35 protein-coding genes are annotated in these 16,748 nt (G+C 59.7%); 21 read left to right on the plus strand and 14 right to left on the minus strand.

All coding sequences use genetic code 11. From position 1 onward, the window contains the following. Window positions 1–413 precede the first annotated feature (413 nt). From L6D80_RS12310 to L6D80_RS12365, 12 genes are all read right to left on the minus strand, one after another. On the minus strand, window positions 414–1,046 hold the full coding sequence (locus L6D80_RS12310; RefSeq protein WP_176516972.1) for a DEAD/DEAH box helicase family protein: 633 nt from the start codon (window positions 1,044–1,046) through the stop codon (window positions 414–416). Between the two features lie 8 nt (window positions 1,047–1,054). Then, window positions 1,055–1,201: a hypothetical protein gene (locus L6D80_RS12315; protein WP_176516910.1), complete on the minus strand. Its 147-nt coding sequence runs from the start codon at window positions 1,199–1,201 to the stop codon at window positions 1,055–1,057. After that, entirely contained in the window at window positions 1,198–1,506 is a 309-nt protein-coding gene (locus L6D80_RS12320; protein WP_023661614.1) for a hypothetical protein, read from the minus strand. Before L6D80_RS12320 ends, L6D80_RS12315 begins: the two co-directional genes overlap by 4 nt. A gap of 157 nt (window positions 1,507–1,663) precedes the next feature. Next, window positions 1,664–1,864 carry a hypothetical protein gene (locus L6D80_RS12325; RefSeq protein WP_023661613.1) on the minus strand — a complete coding sequence of 67 codons (201 nt, stop codon included), beginning with the start codon at window positions 1,862–1,864 and terminating at the stop codon, window positions 1,664–1,666. Further along, entirely contained in the window at window positions 1,861–2,091 is a 231-nt protein-coding gene (locus L6D80_RS12330; protein WP_023661612.1) for a hypothetical protein, read from the minus strand. Before L6D80_RS12330 ends, L6D80_RS12325 begins: the two co-directional genes overlap by 4 nt. Next, a complete protein-coding gene (locus tag L6D80_RS12335; protein ID WP_023661611.1) occupies window positions 2,088–2,342 on the minus strand; it encodes a hypothetical protein in 255 nt (84 codons plus the stop codon). The genes L6D80_RS12330 and L6D80_RS12335 overlap by 4 nt, the downstream gene beginning before the upstream one ends. Before the next feature lie 21 nt (window positions 2,343–2,363). Then, complete coding sequence (locus tag L6D80_RS12340) at window positions 2,364–2,807, minus strand: hypothetical protein (RefSeq protein ID WP_176516971.1); 444 nt, start codon at window positions 2,805–2,807, stop codon at window positions 2,364–2,366. 445 nt (window positions 2,808–3,252) lie between these two features. Beyond that, on the minus strand, window positions 3,253–3,525 hold the full coding sequence (locus tag L6D80_RS12345) for a hypothetical protein (protein ID WP_176516970.1): 273 nt from the start codon (window positions 3,523–3,525) through the stop codon (window positions 3,253–3,255). Between the two features lie 63 nt (window positions 3,526–3,588). After that, window positions 3,589–3,804: a hypothetical protein gene (locus L6D80_RS12350; protein WP_176516969.1), complete on the minus strand. Its 216-nt coding sequence runs from the start codon at window positions 3,802–3,804 to the stop codon at window positions 3,589–3,591. After that, on the minus strand, window positions 3,801–4,007 hold the full coding sequence (locus L6D80_RS12355) for a hypothetical protein (protein ID WP_009396421.1): 207 nt from the start codon (window positions 4,005–4,007) through the stop codon (window positions 3,801–3,803). The genes L6D80_RS12350 and L6D80_RS12355 overlap by 4 nt, the downstream gene beginning before the upstream one ends. Before the next feature lie 752 nt (window positions 4,008–4,759). Beyond that, entirely contained in the window at window positions 4,760–5,239 is a 480-nt protein-coding gene (locus tag L6D80_RS12360; RefSeq protein ID WP_176516968.1) for a hypothetical protein, read from the minus strand. A 33-nt stretch (window positions 5,240–5,272) separates the two neighbouring features. After that, complete coding sequence (locus L6D80_RS12365; protein WP_176516966.1) at window positions 5,273–5,983, minus strand: S24 family peptidase; 711 nt, start codon at window positions 5,981–5,983, stop codon at window positions 5,273–5,275. An 89-nt stretch (window positions 5,984–6,072) separates the two neighbouring features. On the opposite strand from L6D80_RS12365, the gene L6D80_RS12370 reads away from it, so the two are divergent. From L6D80_RS12370 to L6D80_RS12440, 16 genes are all read left to right on the plus strand, one after another. Beyond that, window positions 6,073–6,282 carry a hypothetical protein gene (locus L6D80_RS12370; RefSeq protein ID WP_176516964.1) on the plus strand — a complete coding sequence of 70 codons (210 nt, stop codon included), beginning with the start codon at window positions 6,073–6,075 and terminating at the stop codon, window positions 6,280–6,282. A gap of 28 nt (window positions 6,283–6,310) precedes the next feature. Then, the gene (locus tag L6D80_RS12375) at window positions 6,311–6,517 is read left to right on the plus strand and encodes a hypothetical protein (RefSeq protein WP_019751332.1); all 207 of its coding nucleotides are present in this window, start codon (window positions 6,311–6,313) and stop codon (window positions 6,515–6,517) included. Window positions 6,518–6,790: 273 nt separating this feature from the next. After that, window positions 6,791–7,090 (plus strand): hypothetical protein, encoded by a 300-nt coding sequence (locus L6D80_RS12380; RefSeq protein ID WP_023661604.1) that lies wholly within the window; start codon window positions 6,791–6,793, stop codon window positions 7,088–7,090. 237 nt (window positions 7,091–7,327) lie between these two features. Beyond that, window positions 7,328–8,056 (plus strand): Rha family transcriptional regulator, encoded by a 729-nt coding sequence (locus L6D80_RS12385; RefSeq protein ID WP_176516975.1) that lies wholly within the window; start codon window positions 7,328–7,330, stop codon window positions 8,054–8,056. Further along, window positions 8,056–8,835 carry a Pyocin large subunit-like protein gene (locus L6D80_RS12390; RefSeq protein WP_176516962.1) on the plus strand — a complete coding sequence of 260 codons (780 nt, stop codon included), beginning with the start codon at window positions 8,056–8,058 and terminating at the stop codon, window positions 8,833–8,835. The genes L6D80_RS12385 and L6D80_RS12390 overlap by 1 nt, the downstream gene beginning before the upstream one ends. Then, window positions 8,832–9,593, plus strand: coding sequence for a replication protein P (locus L6D80_RS12395; RefSeq protein WP_176516960.1), 762 nt, complete (start codon window positions 8,832–8,834; stop codon window positions 9,591–9,593). Before L6D80_RS12390 ends, L6D80_RS12395 begins: the two co-directional genes overlap by 4 nt. Next, entirely contained in the window at window positions 9,593–9,853 is a 261-nt protein-coding gene (locus L6D80_RS12400) for a hypothetical protein (protein WP_132578812.1), read from the plus strand. The genes L6D80_RS12395 and L6D80_RS12400 overlap by 1 nt, the downstream gene beginning before the upstream one ends. Further along, window positions 9,853–10,128 carry a phiTE_015 family protein gene (locus L6D80_RS12405; RefSeq protein ID WP_176516958.1) on the plus strand — a complete coding sequence of 92 codons (276 nt, stop codon included), beginning with the start codon at window positions 9,853–9,855 and terminating at the stop codon, window positions 10,126–10,128. The genes L6D80_RS12400 and L6D80_RS12405 overlap by 1 nt, the downstream gene beginning before the upstream one ends. Beyond that, window positions 10,125–10,598 carry a hypothetical protein gene (locus tag L6D80_RS12410; RefSeq protein ID WP_176516955.1) on the plus strand — a complete coding sequence of 158 codons (474 nt, stop codon included), beginning with the start codon at window positions 10,125–10,127 and terminating at the stop codon, window positions 10,596–10,598. Before L6D80_RS12405 ends, L6D80_RS12410 begins: the two co-directional genes overlap by 4 nt. Next, on the plus strand, window positions 10,595–11,065 hold the full coding sequence (locus tag L6D80_RS12415; protein WP_176516953.1) for a hypothetical protein: 471 nt from the start codon (window positions 10,595–10,597) through the stop codon (window positions 11,063–11,065). Before L6D80_RS12410 ends, L6D80_RS12415 begins: the two co-directional genes overlap by 4 nt. After that, window positions 11,062–11,223, plus strand: coding sequence for a hypothetical protein (locus tag L6D80_RS12420; RefSeq protein WP_176516951.1), 162 nt, complete (start codon window positions 11,062–11,064; stop codon window positions 11,221–11,223). The genes L6D80_RS12415 and L6D80_RS12420 overlap by 4 nt, the downstream gene beginning before the upstream one ends. Next, the gene (locus tag L6D80_RS12425) at window positions 11,220–11,423 is read left to right on the plus strand and encodes a hypothetical protein (RefSeq protein WP_176516950.1); all 204 of its coding nucleotides are present in this window, start codon (window positions 11,220–11,222) and stop codon (window positions 11,421–11,423) included. The genes L6D80_RS12420 and L6D80_RS12425 overlap by 4 nt, the downstream gene beginning before the upstream one ends. Next, complete coding sequence (locus tag L6D80_RS12430; protein ID WP_176516948.1) at window positions 11,420–12,025, plus strand: recombination protein NinG; 606 nt, start codon at window positions 11,420–11,422, stop codon at window positions 12,023–12,025. The genes L6D80_RS12425 and L6D80_RS12430 overlap by 4 nt, the downstream gene beginning before the upstream one ends. Beyond that, entirely contained in the window at window positions 12,022–12,144 is a 123-nt protein-coding gene (locus L6D80_RS30090; protein ID WP_269475990.1) for a hypothetical protein, read from the plus strand. The genes L6D80_RS12430 and L6D80_RS30090 overlap by 4 nt, the downstream gene beginning before the upstream one ends. Next, on the plus strand, window positions 12,141–12,677 hold the full coding sequence (locus tag L6D80_RS12435) for a hypothetical protein (protein WP_176516946.1): 537 nt from the start codon (window positions 12,141–12,143) through the stop codon (window positions 12,675–12,677). The genes L6D80_RS30090 and L6D80_RS12435 overlap by 4 nt, the downstream gene beginning before the upstream one ends. Window positions 12,678–12,908: 231 nt before the next feature. After that, on the plus strand, window positions 12,909–13,418 hold the full coding sequence (locus L6D80_RS12440) for an acyloxyacyl hydrolase (protein WP_038409512.1): 510 nt from the start codon (window positions 12,909–12,911) through the stop codon (window positions 13,416–13,418). A gap of 316 nt (window positions 13,419–13,734) precedes the next feature. On the opposite strand, the gene L6D80_RS12445 is transcribed toward L6D80_RS12440, so the two are convergent. Together L6D80_RS12445 and L6D80_RS12450 are read right to left on the minus strand one after the other, a co-directional pair. Continuing rightward, window positions 13,735–13,923, minus strand: a complete 189-nt coding sequence (locus tag L6D80_RS12445) for an ECs_2282 family putative zinc-binding protein (protein ID WP_009685283.1) — start codon at window positions 13,921–13,923, stop codon at window positions 13,735–13,737. Between the two features lie 416 nt (window positions 13,924–14,339). Continuing rightward, window positions 14,340–14,573, minus strand: a complete 234-nt coding sequence (locus tag L6D80_RS12450; protein ID WP_009685285.1) for a DUF6555 family protein — start codon at window positions 14,571–14,573, stop codon at window positions 14,340–14,342. Between the two features lie 121 nt (window positions 14,574–14,694). Between L6D80_RS12450 and L6D80_RS12455 the strand changes: the two genes are divergently transcribed. From L6D80_RS12455 to L6D80_RS12475, 5 genes are read left to right on the plus strand one after another with little or no spacing between them, the layout of a single operon-like run. Further along, window positions 14,695–15,066, plus strand: coding sequence for a chemotaxis protein (locus tag L6D80_RS12455; RefSeq protein ID WP_009685286.1), 372 nt, complete (start codon window positions 14,695–14,697; stop codon window positions 15,064–15,066). Next, complete coding sequence (locus L6D80_RS12460) at window positions 15,066–15,383, plus strand: YfgM family protein (protein WP_012313242.1); 318 nt, start codon at window positions 15,066–15,068, stop codon at window positions 15,381–15,383. The genes L6D80_RS12455 and L6D80_RS12460 overlap by 1 nt, the downstream gene beginning before the upstream one ends. Window positions 15,384–15,439: 56 nt before the next feature. Next, window positions 15,440–15,670, plus strand: coding sequence for an Acb2/Tad1 domain-containing protein (locus tag L6D80_RS12465; RefSeq protein WP_015269843.1), 231 nt, complete (start codon window positions 15,440–15,442; stop codon window positions 15,668–15,670). A gap of 8 nt (window positions 15,671–15,678) precedes the next feature. Next, on the plus strand, window positions 15,679–16,131 hold the full coding sequence (locus L6D80_RS12470) for an Ntn hydrolase family protein (protein ID WP_176516944.1): 453 nt from the start codon (window positions 15,679–15,681) through the stop codon (window positions 16,129–16,131). Next, window positions 16,106–16,729: a putative metallopeptidase gene (locus L6D80_RS12475; RefSeq protein WP_176516942.1), complete on the plus strand. Its 624-nt coding sequence runs from the start codon at window positions 16,106–16,108 to the stop codon at window positions 16,727–16,729. The genes L6D80_RS12470 and L6D80_RS12475 overlap by 26 nt, the downstream gene beginning before the upstream one ends. Window positions 16,730–16,748: the final 19 nt, after the last annotated feature.

Below are 16,748 nucleotides of genomic sequence, written 5' to 3' on the forward strand. Positions count from 1 at the left end.
CTTCTCGATCTCCATCTGGATGAGCAGGCCGATTGGCTTCTTCAGGAGCTCGGGGAAGCCAGGGGCGGTTACCTGCTCACGCTGCTTGGTGTCGTTGTTCCATTTCTCGAACTGAGTTGGCTGCGGTGCGCCTACGGTGCGCAGCTGCAGGCAGGCCATGATGGCGTTCATCATGGCGTAGCCGCCCTCGTTTCGGGTGCCGTGCTGGTAGGTCAGGTTGAGGTAGAAGGTCGCCTCAGCCCCGTCGCGGCTCTTGAAGGTGAAGCCGATACCGGTAGAACCTGTGTCCTGCTTCTCCATGTATTCGGCGCGCAGGAACTCGCCAATAAACTTGCCTGCCTCGTCGATGAATGCTGACTTGTTGTCCGCGGATCGCGCGGCATTTGCGTCCAGGTTGAACATTCAGAAGGCTCCTATGCGGCCTGGTTGGTATTGGTGAGGTCGTAGTACTCGCAGATCGCGGCATCGACCAGGGCGAGGTCGTTATCGATCATCGCCTCGTTGAACATGCCCATTGGGGCCTTGGTGGTGTCCGACCCGTTGTTTCGGGTGCTGAACAGGTGCTGGCCGTCGCTGACAACCGATCGAAGGACGATGGTGACCATGCCCTCCAAGGTGATCTTCTCGTCCAGCATCTTGCCGATGGTCTTCATCTTGATCTGGCCGGCGTCCGTCTCCTCGGTGTGGCTGAGGATGTAGACGCGAACGTCATCGGGCAGACCGAGCAGTGCCTCGAAGATGTTCCAGGTGTGCCGGCCGATCTCGGTGAACTTGTCGAACCCTTTCTCCTCGCTCCGGCGCATGAACTCGTTGGCCAGGATGTACTGGAAGTCGTCGATCACGATCACCTTGCGCTTGGTCTGGCGGCAGGCGCCGATCACCTTGACCCAGTTATCAGTCACGTACGACTTCCATGCCTTTGAGCCGGGGAAGGGAAGTGGTTTCTTGATGACCTGAACCAAGGCCACGTCATCAGGCTTGAAATTGCGCAGCGATGCGCTCTTGCCGGCCCCGGACTTGCCGAGGATCAGGGTTACGGTTGCCATGCGGCACCTCAGCTTGGTTGGTTGTCCCACTGCCGCTCAATGCGAGCGGCCTCTTCTTCGTACTCTTTGCGATCGTCGCCCTGGTACCGCTCAGGCGAGAACGATCCGACCGTCTTCCAGTCGAGCTGGGCGGCCAGGCGGGGTGTTGTGTTCATAGGCCCTCCCTTGCGCCGTCAGGCTTGCGTGGCCAGAAGTCGTAGGCAAACGCCGACAGCGCCATGTGCATCTTGTTGGCGCGCTCCATGCCAGGCCGGCGCAGAACCTCCTTGAGGTAGCACCACTGCAGCTCGCCGTAACCGTAGGAGCTGGGGTTGTTGACGTGATCGGCCTCGATCACCTTGGCCAGTTCATCGAAGAACTTGGCCTGCTGGGTGTCCTCCATGGCCCAGAAGGCCTTGGCCAGGATTGCCGGCGTCAGGCCGACAGCCTGCTGCTCGAGCTCTACGCGAATCTCGGACATGCGAATCTCCCGCGCCATGCGTGCGGCTGGCGCTGACAAGTTGGTTATTGGGTGATGGAGCCGGCCAGGGCGCTTGCGAGCATCCAGGCAGTGCAGAGGAATAGGGTGATGAAGCTACCGCGCCAGGTGGCAATACGACGGGCGCGTTGGGAGCTCGTCATAGCTCCACCAGTCGACCGCGAGGATCAATGCCCCAGTCGCTTTCCATGAATGCGCTGGCGTCGCGCTGAGGCTGCCGCCAGGCGCCTTTGACTGGGCACTCAAGCTCACACACGAGGGTTTCGCGTGGCCGCTTGAGTACGTCGCCCAGTTCGGCAACCTGCTCGTCGATGAGCGACTTCACGATTGGCGTTGTCATGCCACCCTCCCGTTTACTTCAAGCCACTGCTGATGGGCACGCTCGATGATTCGATTCAAGCGCTCGGTGTAGCTGCGCTGCTTGGGGATATCGATTGCGCCGGTCAGGCCGGCAAGGTCGATGGCCATCGACAGCTCGCCGCGCAGCCCCTCGCTGAACGAGGCTTCGATGGCCACGAAACGCGAGTTGATGATGGCGACAACCTCGTCGCGTGTTCCTCTGTTCATGCAGTCCTCCTGACGGCGCCTGAGCCGCACATGGCTTCCATCTTGCCTAGTGCCGCGGCAATCACGCGGCGACTGCTGGCTTTGCGGTGCTCTTCTTGCTGTCGGATCATCGCGAGCCAGGCTTGGTTGTTCGCGGCTGCCTGCTCGGGGGTAATGTTTGCGGCCCAGTGGACTTCGAAATCACCGGAGATCCGGCGATCAAGCTCACGGCCCTGGGCACTGTCTGCGTAAAGCTCATGCTCGCGAGCCATGATCGCCTCCAGGTGGTGGGTTCAGTCGGTGTATGCGATGTACTTGAAGCGACCATTACCGAATTGCTCGAAGCGGCCGCCGAAGGTGCCAATGACCTCGCGCTCAACCTCTTCGCGAGTCATGTGTTCCGGGTAGACGCCTTCCTTGATCATTGAGGCGTTGGTGTGGGGCACGAAGCGCCAGCTGACCTTTGTGTTATCCAGCGGGGCATTCCTGAGTCGCTCCCACTCTTCGGCCTGTGCTCTCCAGAAGTCTTTTTGCTCCTGGCTTACTGGTTCTGGTTCGGGAGCCGGATCTTCCGACTCTTCCCAGCCGCAAGCCTCGCAGTAGCCGCGAGGAGCGGTGCATGCCCCGCAGGGTGGGTTGATATGGCAGCTGCAGTTCTCTACATCGTGCGATTCGATGACGCCCTCACAGCCGTCACGGCTGCAAGTATCGCCCTCGCAATATCCGAGTTCGCTCATGTTCGTTTGCTCGATTGGCAACCGCATTGGCCAGGAGCCAGGCGCGGGTGACCAAACCCACCGTGAAAGGTGGCCTGGCGCCTGCCAATGCGGTCGTATGTGAAGGGAAGGGGATGCGGGATGCATCGGGAAGCGCATGGCCGGTAACGACATTTGATCCGGACGATTCCATGCGCTTTCCGATGAGCCCCGCTAAAGGATCATCGGGCCTGCTGGTGGCTCACTGCAGGCAGGTGATTGAGAGCCGCTGTTAGCGCAGCGGTTGCCTAGCTCGACGCTTGCAACATCGAACGTTTCCCGTTGCTGATACCCGCCGGGATTAGGGTCGAAGGAGAAGACTGCTTGACTAGGCAGTCTCACTGATCAGCTCAGTGTTTTCGGCATGCCCTGCGATGGGGATCAGGGCATCGGGCAGTTAACGTCAGGCGGACGTGGCGCTGGTTGTTCAGTCGTCCTCGCCCTGGGCCAGCATCTTCTCGATGTCAGCGGCGTTAGGCTTCTGCCAATTCTTGATCTGGCCGGTTTCCAGATCGATGTTGAGGATCAGGTAGTCGCCGTAGTGTTCTCCCGGGAAGAAGTCGGGCACGTAGCCCTCGTAGCTGCCCACCTCGTCGCCCTGGGCGTCCTGGATGCCAGCGGCAAAGCCGTCGCGCACCTTGATGTGAAGGCGAAGCTCGGTCACGTCGACCTGAACCGTTTTCTGCTGGTTGATCTGCATGCTGTGTTCTCCAGTGGATTCCCCCTGATGCGCCCCGCTTGAGGCGCACCGGGGAATCGCCTGTCATGCCGAATACTCGTACCAACTATTCAGCTCCTGTGTTCCATTGCTGTTGTTGAACCTCCAGATGAGTCGGTCAACTACCGCGCCGTCGCGGAAAATGCAGATGTTCTCCTCGACCTTCTCGCACCATCCGACGAACTCACCGGCAGGTCGTGTCATGTGCTTTGCGCTTGCGAAGATGCGGCAGCCGCGCATTGGCCTGAAGAACCGCATCATGCGTACATCCTCACCGTCACGTAGCCGTTGCTGGCCACGACGTGCTCCCAGCGGTTGAAGTAAACGATGCCGCCGAACTTGTTGATCGCGGCCTGTTTGACCTGCTGCACGACCGATTCAACACGCTCGCCCTGGTCGGGAAGAGCAAGCCATTCCAAGCGCTTGCCGTTACTGAGGTGATTGTCGATGTAGAACTGAGCCATTTCGTCTTCCTCCAGTGGATTCCCGAAACACCCGGTCGCCCAGGTGCTTCAGTGAATCGGTTGGACCGGCCTCGCTACTGGCGACAGGCCGGGGTATTGCGTCAGCGATGTCAGGTGCCATATCCCCGCCGCTGATTGCAGGTCAGGCTTCGTCGGTGTGGGCTTCGAGCTTCCTCCTCATGGCGGCAATCAGTGCCTGTTCGCCATGGATCGCAGGCCCTTACAACATGCACGCTACAGCTCTGAATGCCCGATTGAGTGGGGCAGGGTGCATGAGGTCCGGCGCCCCTCAATGCCGAAGCTCGGGGCGCTAATTCAGTTCGGTGTCTCTCCCTTCTGCCGCTGGGATTCGCGGGGCGCATCGCTTGCCGGGTCATTCACTCGGTTCAGGCATTTCGCCTTCGTCAGCCGTACAGGGTTGTCCCTGTCGTGGGCAGCCTTTCGGGGCTGTCTGGCGCCGGTCGCCGGTAGAGGCAATGCGGTCTGTTGGTTGTTGCGCTGGTTGTTAAAGAGCGGCGGCCGGTGAGGGCCTCGGCAGTCCCTGGTTGGTGACTGCTTGAGGTGAAATTTAGAAAACTAAACAGAAATGGTCAAGGCTTATTTTTAGAAAACTTAACTTTCATGGCGCGAACGGTTTAGGTGGGGTGCAAAAAACCCGCTCAGTGGCGGGTTACAGGAGGGGGTATTTAGGAGCCAGGCAGGCGCGCGGGCATGAAAAAGCCCGCATCAGCGGGCTACAGAAAGAATGCTCTCTACTTCGTCGCGGACAGGACCTGGCGCAGACCCTCTAGATCGTCGGCGCGTATCGCGCCTTCGTCACCGCAAACCTTGTACTCAACGGACTTGGCAGTTGCCAATTTCTCGATGGCCTTACGATCAAGATTTATGGTGAATCGTTCGATGGTGGCACTGCCTGCAGATGAGGATGCATAAGTGGCTTCCAGATCGGTCGCTCTCTGGCCATCCACAAGCCAGTTCACAAAATTGCAGCGTCGATATCGACCTTCGTCACCCCAGGTGAGCAGCTCAACCAAATATTTTGCGCTTTGGCCTTCTGGAAGATAGGCGTAGGTGTTGAATGTAAAGGCTTCTGGGGAAGAGGGTACGGTGGACCAGGATACGCTTCGTAGCCCTGTAAACCGGTCAGTTTCGTCTTTGACGCTTACTGCCTGAGCCCAAAGGGGCAGGCTCATTAACCCCATTGCAGCGACTGCAGCGATGATCCGCATCATCCAGCTCCCTAATTTCAGATTTCGAAAGCAGCGCTATAGGAGCACTGAATACCAGAAGACCTTTCCGAGGACGGTGATGCCCGACTCTTTAAGTTGCTGCGCCGTGTATTCCTCATCTGGATGCTCGTCCTGGTTGAAGCTGCGGAAGCGCAAGCCGCCGCCAGGCATCCGATACAGGGTCTTCACGCGGAGCTCGCCGCCGTGATCAACCGCATACATCTTGCCGTCCTTCACCGAGGTTGATCCCTTGTCGACGCCGACTGTGCTGCCGTCTGGAAGGACTGGCTCCATGCTGTTGCCGCGCACGGTCACGCAGACGGCCTGGTCGAACTGCACGCCTTGGTTGCGCAAGGTCAGCTTTCCGAACCGGAGCTTGCGAGTGCCGGATTTCTCGATCACCGTCCGGCCAGATCCGGCGGACAGCTCTACTTCCTTGAGGAACGGCACGTACACCTCATCGTCGTCCAGTGGGGTGTCGTCGTCCCATACGGATATTGGGCCGAGCATGGTGGCATTGGATTTAGTGGGTGACTCAAGCTCGGGTGAGCCTTTGCCGTCACTCAGCCACTCAGGGCTGCATCGCAGCGCTTTCGCCAGGGCCAGCAGGTTTTTCCCCTTCGCACCGTTGGTCCCGTTCACCCAGAAAGTGACCGTCGCCTTCGATACGCCAGTGGCTTCGCTGATGTCGGTGGCGCGGAGGCCAAGGGCCTCCATGCGCGATTTGAGTCGATCTTTGAATTCCATATTTAGGATTCTAAACATTTGGGTGTTTAGATAACTTGCCTTGTTCTGTTTATTTTTCTAAACTCCGGAAAGACACCGGAGAAACACCCATGACCTACGACGAAGCTCTGAATCACTTCGGCACCGGCCGCGCAATTGGTGACGCCCTGGGCGTGACCAGCAGCCGCGTCTCTCAGTGCCGTGCGACTGGCGGGTTCTCCTACCCAATGCAGTGCGTTCTGGAGAAGGAGTCGAGCGGTGCGTTGATCGCCAAGCGCGAAGACGATCCCGCCAGCGCGCTTAAGAATTCCGCCGCTTAACCATTTCCAACCGCAAGGAGCCATAACCATGGGATTCAAAGACCCCCTGACGCAGCGCCGCGACTTGGCCAGGAAGGTTCGTCTGTACCCGCTGCTTGATAGGCAGCTGCAACGAGCCGCTCACAAGGCCCGCCGCGAGTACGCGACCTATCTGTTCGAGATGCTCGAGTGGGCCGCCGTAAATGGCGGCATCGAAGCCCTCATGCCTGACGATCTGAAGGATATCGCGGGCTAGAGGCCCTCAGGAGGGCACGATGGAATTTTGTGAAGAGAACGTGCCGCCAGAGACCAGAGCCAAGATTCATCGCCTGATGGAAGCCAGGGGTTGGACGTTTGAGGAGGCCGTCAACGAGGTCTTGCTCGAAGCAATTACGTCCGGCGCAACGGTATTCGTAGGAAGGCGAAAGGCGCCGGTTCTGGAGCTGGTGGGACTGAAGAGACCCTCTACCGGATAGGTGAGGGCCTCACGAAGGGCCTCTTTAGGGCCTGAAAAGAGCAGGAGATAGGTATGGCTATAGCCAAGCTGAACATTCGAATGGACACCCAGCCCGGCCTGGATGAGCTGGCGTCCCTAATTGCCACCCTTGAACAGGTTTTCGCCGACGCTCCGCACCTTCGCCTGAAGGTCTGCGATCTGCTTCTCACCGGCAGCGACCACCGCCTCAAACCCGGATTTGTCGATTTGGTCGCGGTGCCCGCAAGCAGGGCAGGTGACCCACCGACCATTCAGCTTCAGGTCTCCGACCAATTCCGAGAACTGGTTGCCGCAACTGTCGCAGAAAAGCTTGAGCTCTTGAGTATCGATTAAAGACATGTCCGGCCTCCGATGGCCTTTTCGTGTGGAAGCAAAAAGCTACCACGGATGCGCCGGACACCCAATGCAGCACCGCAACACCAAATCGCAGAGACAAAAAAGCCGGGATTGCGGCCCGGCCTCTTCAACTGCATATGACTGGAGTCGATTATGCATATCCAACCACCAGATGTACAGGGCCTCCAGAGTCCCGCGCCACAAAATGCAGCCAGCGGTTTCGTGGCGCGCACAATGTCGTCCAAGGAGATTGCCAGCTTGACTGGCAAGCGCCATGACAACGTCAAGCGCGACATTGTCGCCATGCTGAAAGACCTCAAGGTCGATCCCCTCAATTTTGAGGACATCTATCTCGACGGGAGAAACCGTGAGCAGGTGCAGTACCTGCTCGACCGCGAGCACACTGATTGCCTGTTGACCGGATATAGCCCGGCGCTGCGTATGAAGGTCATTCGACGCTGGCGGGAGCTGGAAGGTCAGTCAGAAGCGCGCCAGGCCGTGACAGCCAACGGCACCAAGGTGATCGGTGAAATCGCCATCATGGAGTGTTTCACGCGCCTGCTGAAGCCGGCTCCATCGAGCCAACTGGCGATGCTCACCAAAATCGCAGAGAACAACGGGCTCAACCCGCAGTTTCTGCCGAGCTACGCCATCGACTCGCCACCGGATGCCACAGGCGGCAGCTCGATGCCGACCATGGCTGTGACGGCTCTACTCAAACGCCATGCCGTGAACAAGTCGGCCCCCGCCTTTAACCGTGCCCTGGCCGGGCTTGGCTTCCTCCAGGCTCGAACCCGGCAGAACAGCAAGCGCGAACCTGTGTGCTTCTGGTCCGTGACTGATAAGGGCCTGCGCTATGGCAAGAACATCACCAGCCCTCAGTGCCCGCGAGAAACGCAGCCGCACTGGTACATCGATCGTTTCGAAGAACTCGTCGACCTGGTCGGCGTGGGAGCCAAGTAATGGCCGGAGACTGGATCAAAATGCGCGTAGATCTTCAGACGCATCCGAAAGTTTTCCGCATGGTGTCCGCATTGCGTGCGGACAGGTTGCGGGTGATCGGCGGACTGCATGTCGCCTGGAGCATCTTTGACACGCACTCTGCCGATGGCGTGTTGCATGGGTACACCACCGACGCCATGGATGCTGTGATCGGCTGGCCTGGCTTCACTCAGGCCATGGTGGATGTCGAATGGGCGGACATCGATGAGCATGGAAGCCTTGTCATGCCTCGCTTTGACGAGCACAACGGGGCCAGCGCAAAGCGCCGCGCCAACGACAGTGAGCGCAAGCGAGTTTCTCGAAAGGCTGATTCTGTCCGCAATTCGTCCGCAGATGATGCGGACAGAATGCGGATCAGAGAAGAGAAGAGAAGAGAAGAGAAAGAACAAGATCAAAAGCCTTCGTCATCGAGCGATGACGGCGACCTGTTCGCTCGGTTCTGGAAGCTCTACCCGAGAAAGGTTGGCAAGGCCAATGCCGAGAAGGCATGGTCGAAGCTGAAAGTCGACGCTGACCTGTTCGAACGCATGGCGAGCGCGCTGGCTGCCTGGGCGGTTTCGCCGGCCTGGACCAAGGACGGCGGCCAGTTCATCCCGCACCCGGCCACTTGGCTGAACGGCAAGCGCTGGGATGACGAGCTGCCGGCGCCCGGCAATGTCCACCCGTTTCCACCCCGGCGACAGGGCAATGGTCCAGATTTCAACGACACCACATGGGCTGATGACCTGGGGGCGCTATGAGCACGCCGATCACTCCCAAGAGCGTCACGCAGATCATGGCCACGGCCCGCAACCTGCCGGCCGAGGCGCAGGCGCCGGCCAAGCAGCTGGACCCAGGCACCACCGAAGTGGTCAACGCCCTGTTCAAGGAGCTGCAGGCCATCTTCCCGGCATGGAAGCAGGCCTGGCCGGACGACGACGCGCTGAAGGCTGCCAAGCGCAGCTGGATCAAGTCCTTCGTCGCCGCGGGCATCAACACGCTCGAGCAGATCCGCTTCGGCATCCAGAAGTGCCGGGTGCTGGGCACCGATTTCGCCCCGAGCAGCGGCAAGTTCATCAAGCTGTGCCAGCCAACACCGGAAGAGATGGGCATTCCGCCGCTTGCGAGGGCCCTGGCAGAGGCGCTGGAGAATTTCCACCCCAGCAGGGCAGGGTCACGCGTTTGGACGCACGCAGCGGTGCGCCACGCGGCCCTGCAGTGCGAAGCGCAGAACCTGGGGTCGATGGAGGTGGAGCGGGCCGAGAAGGTCTTCGCCCGTGCCTACGACATCACCATCCGCATGCTGGTCGCCGGCGAGCCTCTGGGCGATATCGCCACCGGCATCGGTCACGACAGCCAGAAGAGCGCCGCCCATCTGGCCGACGAGTACGCCAGCCAGAAGCAGGCCCGCCTGCTCGAGGTCCAGCAAATTCCCACTGGTGCAGCCGCTTGCCGTGCTCACCTGCTAGCCAAGTTGAACATCAAGCGCGCCGGGCAGCCGGCCGGGGAGGGGGTGTGATGACAGCTTTCCACCTAAAGCAATGCCCCTTCTGCGGTCAGGTTCCAGAACTGATCGATGACCGAGTGCAGTTCTTCGTTCGGTGCAAAAACCACCAGCCGCCATGGCCGCTGGTTTATGGCCAGTCCATGCGACATCTGGATCACATCAATGACGACGAAGAGGCAGAGAAGGCGTTCGATGCAGTGGACTGGTCTTCCGTCGAGAAGTCCGCCGTTGACGCTTGGAATGTATGGGCAGAATCGCAGGAGAAGCACTGATGGACACCAACGAGATGCGCGACATCAGCCGCGAGCAGTTCGAGGCGCGCTACCCAGTGCCAGACGGCTGCTGCTGGAATGCCGAGCAAGGCCGCTATGTGCTGTTCCACCTCAAGCTGTGCACCGTCTCTGAGTACGAGCGCTTCGTCGAGAACTGGGTCTGCTGGCAGGCCAGTCGCGAGGCTGTGCTGGTGGAGCTACAGGCAGAGATCGATGGTTACGTTCGGGGCCGTCGCGAAGCTATCGAGGCCCAGGGCCTGAAGGTGGCGCCATGAGCTACTTGATCTCGCACCAAACCCAGCCGACGCACAACACATGTTTCTCGACCTGCTTGGCGATGATCAAAGCCGAGCCAGTTGGCGTGGTGGTTGCCCAACTGCACGAACATTACTTCGCCGGGGATATGAGCACCCGCGAGGCGCTGGAGCAGCAGGCCATTCCATTCAAGTCGTTCGATACCGCTGACCTGCCCAAGCTTGATCGCGACGGTGCCTACTTGGTTGGCGTGCCTTCCCTCAACTGGGAGGGCGGCATGCACCAGGTCATCGTCGAGTGCTTCGACGGGATGATGCTCGTGCACGACCCGGCCATGGGGCGTCCAGGTTGCAAGTACTACGTGGCAGTCGTCCGCGAAGGCGCTCTTGCAGAGGTCAAGCTCAACGGCTTCGTCATCGACGCTTTCGTTGATCGTGCATACCTGATGGAGCGTTACGCCTTCAAGCTTGGCAAGGGAGAGGCGGCATGACCGAAAAAATCAGCGTCAACAGCCAGGCCAAGCTCTCCGAGGCCGTGACCATGCTCACCCGCCTGTTCCGCGACAAGAAGTTCGTCGTGGTCACCATGCGCCCGGGCAAGGACCGCACTCTGGACCAGAACGCTCTGTGGTTCGCGTTCTACAAGCGCATCTCCGAGATGACCCAGATTGGCGATGCCTCGGAGGCCCGCAAGTACTGCAAGTTGCACCATGGAGTGCAGATCCTGCTGAACGAAGACCAGGATTTCCAGGCGGCCTGGTACCGCGTCATGCGCCACCTCTCCTACGAGGAGAAGCTAGACATGATGGGCGACTGCAAGCTGTTCGGGCCGGACGGCATGCCGGTTACCAGCCTGTTCAATCGCGCCCAGGGCGTGGCGTACACCGACCGCATCCTGGCCGAGTTCACGGTCAAGGGTGTTTTCTTCGGCGACCTGGTGGGCGAGGTGGCGGCATGAAGCATGGATATTCAGCCATCACTGCGCTCCTGGGCGGCGCGCTGGCAGCACAGCTCTCAATGATCGGCGTGTACATGAACGGGCCAGCCTTCTGGGCGATCTTCGGTACCGCGCTTGCCATGGGTGGCGTGTTCTACAAATGGGGTGACGAGATATGAGCCAGCAATGCGAATGCCACCGCTGCATCGAAGAGCACCGGCTGGGCATGGAAGGTCCATTCGGCTGGGTACCGTTGTCGTCCACCAAGATGATTCTGTGCCCGGTGTGTGGCTGCAAGCGCTGCCCCCATGCGAGTGATCACGACCTGGCGTGCACCGACAGTAATGCGCCTGGCCAGCCTGGGAGCGTATACCAATGACCACCCTGAAAACACCGAAGCCGAAAAAGTGCGAAGCACCAGGTTGCGGCAAGCACTTCAAACCGTCCATGACCACGCAGAAGGTGTGCAGCGTCGCCTGCGCCAAGGCCATGGCCAAGGACCCGAAGCTGCAGAAGATAGCGGCCAAGGCCATCACCAAGCAGGCCCGGCAGGACCTGCAGGAGCGACGTGAGAAGCTGAAGACCCGGCGCGAGCATATGAAAGAAACCCAGGACGTGTTCAACGCCTACATCCGCGAGCGTGACGCTGGCCTGCCGTGCATCAGTTGCGACTCAAGCCCGAGCGACCACGACCTCATCACCGGTAGCCGCTGGGACGCGGGCCACTATCGGTCCGTGGGCGCCTGCCCGGAGCTGCGCTTCGAGCCGCTCAACGTCCACCGCCAGTGCGTGAAGTGCAACCGGAACCTGTCGGGGAATGCCGTCGAGTACCGCATCCGTCTGGTGAAACGCATTGGCGCCGACCAGGTGGATTGGCTCGAAGGGCCTCATAAGCCCCAGCGCCTGACCATCGAAGACCTGCAGGCCATCAAGACCCTGTACAGGCAAAAACTCAAAGACCTACGGAGGGCAGCAGCATGAACTGGACACCAACCGACAGCGGCCAGCTGCTGCTCCTGGGGTTGATGATAATCGGTGCATACACCATCGGGCACGGCATCGCCATCAAGGCAAAGCTCAAGCGTGAGGAGCAGGTATGAACAAGACCGCCGTACTGGTCCGCATCCTGCTGGCCGGATCTGAAGGGAAGACGGCCTCGGCGGCCTGGGTCGATGCCGACCAGGGCTGCGCAGGCTACGGTGGGCTGAGCCGCCAGGAGCGCTTCGAGATGGACTGCGAGTATCGCAGCCTTCTCCACAAGCGCCTGCTGCCGCGCCACTGGGATTCGCTGATCGCGCGCTACACCCTAGACACTGCAGAGCGAGGTCATGCCATCAAGGGGCTGGGCCGGGTGATTGCCACTCACGCACACCAGCACTTCAAGTTCTACGCCGTGCTGACCTGGGCAGAGCCGCAGAAGCCTGGCGCAGATGGAAAGCGGTCATCCGCCATCCTGCAGGCGAACATCTACGATATGAACCTGTGGGATGACAACAAGGGTACCCCGGAGCGCACTCGCCGCGACTGGCGCAGCAAGATCCACAAGGCTCTGGAGGAGATGGTAGGGGAGGCCATCACCGCCGGCGTAGAGCTTCTGGAGCAAGAGGAGCTGTTTGTGAAGATGGCAGCTTGACATCCTTTGCCGCATTGCCGAATATATCCCCATCCTGTCATTCCTGCGCGTGTTGAGGAGTGACCACCAGAACCCGGCCAATGAGCCGGGTTTTTTATTGCCCAAATAGGCCCTAAAGAGGCCCGACGCCACCTCTGGCGAGGTCATATTTTTTTTGTATAGCACGGAACGTTTTGATGGCGCTATGATTCTGATAGGTTGCTAACTAAACAAACATGGAAGACCGTGATTATGAAAACCGTTCTAGCTGCTGCAGCACTGTCCCTTGTCGCTGCGTCTGCCGGAGCAGCTGAGCTTTCCGGGGCGCTGGGTGCGACAAGTCAAGGCGGCATTACGGCGCGTGCAGGCGTTGGCTTTAACTGGGACAAAAGCTGGTTTGAATCCAGTACTGGCCGTCTAACCGGTTACTGGGATGCTGGGTATACCTATTGGGAAGCAGGAGATGCTTCCGGTGGCGCTCACTCGCTGTCCTTTGCGCCAGTTTTCGTTTACGAGTTCGGCAGCGGTAACGTGAAGCCATTCGTTGAGGCTGGCATCGGCCTGGCGGTCTTCTCTGGTACGTCCGCAGGTGACCAGGACTTTGGTTCGGCCTTCAACTTCGAAGACCGCATCGGTGCGGGCTTGAAGATCGGCGAGACGCAGAAGGTTGGCATCCGAGCGATTCACTACTCCAACGCTGGCATTAAGCAGCCCAACGACGGTATCGAGTCGTACTCGCTGTTCTACAGCCACCAGATTTAAAAAAGCACGATCCCTCTTTGCCCGCCCTGTGCGGGCTTTTTTATGCGGATGACACGCTCAGGCAGCTGGGCTAAGTCGGTAGTGGCGTCGATCAAAGCCGTGCGCTCCCTGATCGGCTACGCGATGAGAGTCTGGGGTATGTGACCCAGCGATCCAGGCCACCAAGCCGGGTATGCACCGGCCCTCCGTACCCATTCCAAGCCTCGGTATCTGCCGGGGCTTTTTCGTATCTGGAGGCTGTATGGAAAAGCTACAGCTCGACGTTGAGGTTGAGGGCGCCGCTGACTTCCTGCGCCCTCTGGGCGAAACGCTCAAGTCACTTGAACAGTTTCCCGAGCTGCCGCTCCAGGTCTTTCGTGACCTTGTCACCCACAGCCTTCATGAGCTTTCCGTAAGTCTCGACAGCGCCGCACTTGCCGCAGGTGACCTTCGAGTTGTTGTTCGGCCTAGCCGGAACCTCGAACTTGTCACTGCCGCACTTGGCGCACTTGAGGGTTACCTTCATCGTTTTTCGCTCCGTGAAACGTCTTGTGTGGAAACTCGACGATAGCACGGGGCCATCTTTTCACGTATCCAAGGGCTCGCCAGTTCGACGGGTCATTTTGTTTCTGGAGCACCACCTATGGCCGAGCCAAGTACCGGCGCCCTCGCAGTGACCGGCGTACTTGCCAGCGTCGGCCTGGGTGCCCCGGCATAGCTAATCATCCCCCTCAATGCGTACATCCGAGATACCCAAATCTGCGACCGCAATGCGGAGATCATCATGTGATAAGCGGCACGGCGCGCGCGCCTCAGACAAGGGGTCAGCGGGGGCATGCAGACGGAGGAGAGCGGTCAGCACATTGTCTTCGTTCGGCGTGCTAGACCAATCGCATATCCAGAATCTGGTATGGCCTTTGAGGTTGTAGTCGATGCGGTATTTCATAGGTTGCCGGACCTCCGCCATTGGACGTCAGTTATGCCGAAGCGCTCAGCAGCAGGCCGAGAGACTTTTCTGATATCCGAAGCAGTGAACTTAGGGATGACTCCAACGCCGGCTTCGCAGGCAGCCCAGTGCCAGGCCTCAGCGTTATCCATCCTCTCGGCGCGGACGATGAATTCGCGAGCTTCTCCATGGAGGTGATAAGCGACCACATAGATGTTACTGACGGGCATTTACTAGTTCCTTCTAGCGAAGCCAGATCGGCCAACATTCCTTTTAACCCCTAGGGATTCCGGGGGCAAGCATCCGGCCGGTTTAACGCCGGAGCACAATTCTCACGTACGGAGCAAGCAAATGGACCCGACCGACCTGGGCCCAGGCACAGCCACCTGGCTGGGCGGTAGTGGCATCGTTGTCACGGGCGCATTGCTATGGGTGCGCCGCTTCCTGTCCAAGGACGCTGCTGATCGCGCTATGGACAATGCCGATATCGGCACTGTCCGCCGGCTTAATGAACTGCTCGATTCCGAGCGAGAGGCCCGAAAGCTGGCCGAGGCCCGCGCCGATCAGTTCGCCAAGGAGCGCAACGAGTTGGCAGCAGCAGTTGGACGGATGGAAGGAAAGATTGAAGCGCTCACGTGTCAGGTGGGCCAGCTCACTGAGAAGGTGACCACGCAGAGCGCAGAGATCTCCAGGCTGCGTGCACAGCTTGGAGGTACAGCCTGATGGACAAATGCGCTTTGGAATTCATCGCTCGACGCTGGTGGCGACGGGCAGAGGTGTGGGTCATCGCTGTGGTGCTCATTGCAGGCGGTGCAGTTCTGGGTTGGCAGTCTGCTTATTGGTCGATGGCCAGCACTCAGTCGCACCAGGTCGACGAGATCCGGAAGGCCTACGACGCCGCAATGGCTGAACGTGACAAGCGTCTGGACGAGCTGACCAGAAAGGCCGAGAGCGCCGCGACCAAGGCGTCGAAGGCAGCCACTACCGCGACCCAGGCAGCCGACAAGGCTGATGAGGCGCTGAACCGGGTATCGCAGTAGCCGCGCCACAAATCAGACATGCGCCGTTTCGTGGCGCGACATCCTGAGGATCCCCCATGGACAACCAGCACAAGAAGATCACCGGCTACCGCGATCTCACCCAAAGCGAGATCGACGGCATGAACTCGATCAAGGCCCTGGAGGCCGACGCCGGTGAGCTGTTCAAGCAGATCGGCCAGATCGAAGGCGTCGACCAACGAACCTTGGCCCTGGCCAAGACCAACCTGCAGCAGGGCTTCATGTGGTTTGTGCGCTCGATCGCCAAGCCGGCCGACCCATTCGCCTGAGAGCAGCCATGACCACCATCGCCTACAAGGATGGCGTGATCGCCTATGACTCTCGCCAAACCCGGGGCGGAGCAATCGTTTCTGATGATGCTCCGAAGTGCCAGGTGGTTGATGGGGTCAGCTTCTTCCTCGCTGGCGCCGTATGCGATGAGAAGGCACTGATCGCCGCCTACTTCGGTACGCCATCGGCGGCGCCTGTCGAGTGTTCAGGTTACGCCGTCGATGGCGGCAGGCTGCTCATGGTCGGCTACGACGACAAGACGGGCATCTGGAAGCAGGAACTCGACCCAGCCAACCCTGACGCCATTGGCAGTGGCTCAGCCTATGCCCTGGCTGCAATGGATATGGGTGCAAGCGCAGAGGATGCGGTCAGGGCCGCGATGAAGCGGGATATCTACACCGGCGGCAGGGTTCGGACTATGAGGGTTGAACAGCATGGAAAGGCCAGTTCCACCGGCTGATCTCCTTGAGCTGACCGAGCTGTCTATGCTCGGTGCCCGGATTCAGCCGGCCCCCGAGGTTGGCGAATGGGTTCAGGCTGCGATCCTCAGTGAGGGTGGCGAGCTGCACAACCCTGACCATGCCCACCTGATCGACGCGCCGCTTCGCTTCCTGTGGGCTTCAGCCTGCTTCGAGAAACAAGGTCGGACGGTAGTTGGCCAGGCCGAGGCGGTGATGTTCCGCGCTGGCGGATGGCAGAAGGCCCGACAAGAGCAACAGATGATCGATTGGTTCGGTGAGGTGCCGGGCTTCGTCATCACCCTGGCTGCTGATTACTGCTCACAGTGCTCCGACACCGAGTTCTGCGCCCTCATCGAGCACGAGCTTTACCACATTGCCCAGAAGCTCGATCAGTACGGTGCTCCTAAGTTCACCCAGGACGGACTGCCAAGCCTGACGCTCCGCGGACACGATGTGGAGGAATTCGTCGGTGTGGTCCGCCGCTACGGCGCCAGCGAAGACGTTCAGCAGCTGATCGACGCTGCAAGCCGGCCGCCTGAGGTGGCCAAGATCAACATTTCGAGGGCCTGTGGAACCTGCCTGCTTAAATCGGCTTGATGTTTGACAGGCGCTTGAC

Source organism: Pseudomonas ceruminis, assembly GCF_021602025.1.
Lineage (GTDB): Bacteria > Pseudomonadota > Gammaproteobacteria > Pseudomonadales > Pseudomonadaceae > Aquipseudomonas > Aquipseudomonas ceruminis.